This window comes from Pseudomonas sp. RW407 (assembly GCF_003176655.1).
Taxonomy (GTDB): Bacteria; Pseudomonadota; Gammaproteobacteria; order Pseudomonadales; family Pseudomonadaceae; genus Pseudomonas; species Pseudomonas delhiensis.
On the sequence record NZ_QGSL01000064.1, the window covers coordinates 149,355 to 151,437 of the forward strand.

2 protein-coding genes and 1 pseudogene are annotated in these 2,083 nt (G+C 67.3%); all 3 read left to right on the plus strand.

Going from position 1 to position 2,083, the window contains the following annotated elements; genetic code table 11:
* Nucleotides 1–122 (plus strand): MarC family protein (locus tag DK254_RS06450; protein ID WP_305888122.1); only part of this gene is annotated, 122 nt, incomplete at its 5' end.
* Nucleotides 123–382: 260 nt separating this feature from the next.
* Nucleotides 383–1,651, plus strand: a complete 1,269-nt coding sequence (urtA, locus tag DK254_RS06455) for an urea ABC transporter substrate-binding protein (RefSeq protein ID WP_109933130.1) — start codon at nt 383–385, stop codon at nt 1,649–1,651.
* A gap of 172 nt (nt 1,652–1,823) precedes the next feature.
* Nucleotides 1,824–2,083, plus strand: a pseudogene (locus DK254_RS06460) (urea ABC transporter permease subunit UrtB); the annotation flags it as partial.

Genomic DNA, 2,083 nt, shown 5'->3' on the forward strand with positions numbered 1-2,083 from the left:
AGCGGATGCTCGGCGAGCAGGGCCTGCAGATCGTCAGCCGGCTGATGGGCCTGTTCGTCTGCGCCCTGGCCGCGCAGATCATCATGACCGGGGTGCGCGGCTACTTCCTCCCCGCCGGCTGAGCGCGGCGCGCCCCATTTGGGGGCGATTCGCCCACGAAGCCCGCCGGCGCACCAAGATAGCGCCCCGGAAACCCTGACCGAAGCGACAAAAAATCCCGCGCAAGCCTTCTGCCACAGGGCTTTGCGCTGCTTGGCACGGATGCTGCGATAGCCCTCCCGACCCGCAGGGGTCCCCTACCCACTTCGGGAGGCTGCACAGGCGACGGCCCAGAATCCGCGCGGCACCCTCCCCGGTCCAGGAAGCCAAGGAGGCTGCCGCGATGAAACGTCGTCCCCTGTTGAAAAGCACCCTGGCGGTGAGCGCGCTGCTGCTCACCGGCCTGTTCCCCTTCAGCTCCCAGGCCGCCGAGACCATCAAGGTCGGCATCCTGCATTCGCTGTCCGGCACCATGGCCATCTCCGAGACCTCGCTCAAGGACATGGCGCTGATGACCATCGACGAGATCAACGCCAAGGGCGGGGTGAACGGCAAGAAGCTGGAGCCGGTGGTGGTCGACCCGGCGTCGAACTGGCCGCTGTTCGCCGAGAAGGCCCGCCAGTTGCTGACCCAGGACAAGGTCGCGGTGGTCTTCGGCTGCTGGACCAGCGTGTCGCGCAAATCCGTGCTGCCGGTATTCGAGGAACTCAACGGCCTGCTGTTCTACCCGGTGCAGTACGAGGGCGAGGAAATGTCGCCCAACGTCTTCTACACCGGCGCCGCGCCGAACCAGCAGGCCATCCCGGCGGTGGAATACCTGATGAGCGAGGACGGCGGCGCCGCCAAGCGCTTCTTCCTGCTGGGCACCGACTACGTCTACCCGCGCACCACCAACAAGATCCTGCGCGCCTTCCTGCACAGCAAGGGCGTGGCCGACAAGGACATCCAGGAGGTCTACACGCCCTTCGGCCACAGCGACTACCAGACCATAGTCGCCGACATCAAGAAGTTCTCCGCCGGCGGCAAGACCGCGGTGATCTCCACCGTCAACGGCGACTCCAACGTGCCCTTCTACAAGGAACTGGCCAACCAGGGCCTGGAAGCCACCGAGGTACCGGTGGTGGCCTTCTCGGTGGGCGAGGAAGAGCTGCGCGGCATCGACACCAAGCCGCTGGTGGGCAACCTGGCCGCGTGGAACTACTTCGAGTCGGTGAAGAACCCGCAGAACGAGAAGTTCGTCGCCGACTGGAAGGCCTACGCCAAGGCGAAGAACCTGCCGAACTACGCCACCGCCGTGACCAACGACCCGATGGAGGCCACCTACGTCGGCATCCACATGTGGGCCCAGGCGGTGGAGAAGGCCGGCAGCACCGACGTCGACAAGGTCCGCGAGGCCATGGGCGGGCAAACCTTCAAGGCGCCCTCGGGCTTCACCCTGACCATGGACAAGACCAACCACCACCTGCACAAGCCGGTGATGATCGGCGAGATCCAGGACGACGGGCAGTTCAACGTGGTCTGGAAGACCCCCGAGCCGATCCGCGCCCAGCCGTGGAGCCCGTTCATCCCGGGCAACGACAAGAAGCCGGACTACGCGGTGAAGAGCAACTGAGCCGGCGCTCGCCAGAGCCCCTCTCTCCAGGAGAGGGGACGCCACGCCAACCTCACGCGCGACAGTGAGCTCCATGCTCCCGGTCGCGTGCCGTACGGCCCCCTCTCCCTTCAGGGAGAGGGCTGGGGAGAGGGTGCTCTAGCCCAAGCGCCAGCCTCTCAGGAACCACACCATGCCCACTGCCCTATACCGCCTGCTCCAGACCTGCGCCCTCGCGCTGGCCACCCTCCTCGCCCTGCCCGCCCTCGCCGGCCCCGCGCAGGACTTCGCCGCCGCCGACAATGCCGGCCGCGCCTCCCTGCTCGAAAGCTGGGCCGCCGCCCCCGAGGCCGAGCGCCTGCCGCTGCTCGAAGCCATCCAGGCCGGCCGCTTCGCCGTCGACGCGCAGAACCACGCCTTCCTCCTCGGCGACGACAAGCAGTACCGCCCCGC

Excerpts from the sequence above, each read along its gene's own strand:
- urtA (WP_109933130.1), top strand. The coding sequence starts at position 383 with ATGAAACGTCGTCCCCTGTTGAAAAGCACCCTGGCGGTGAGCGCGCTG.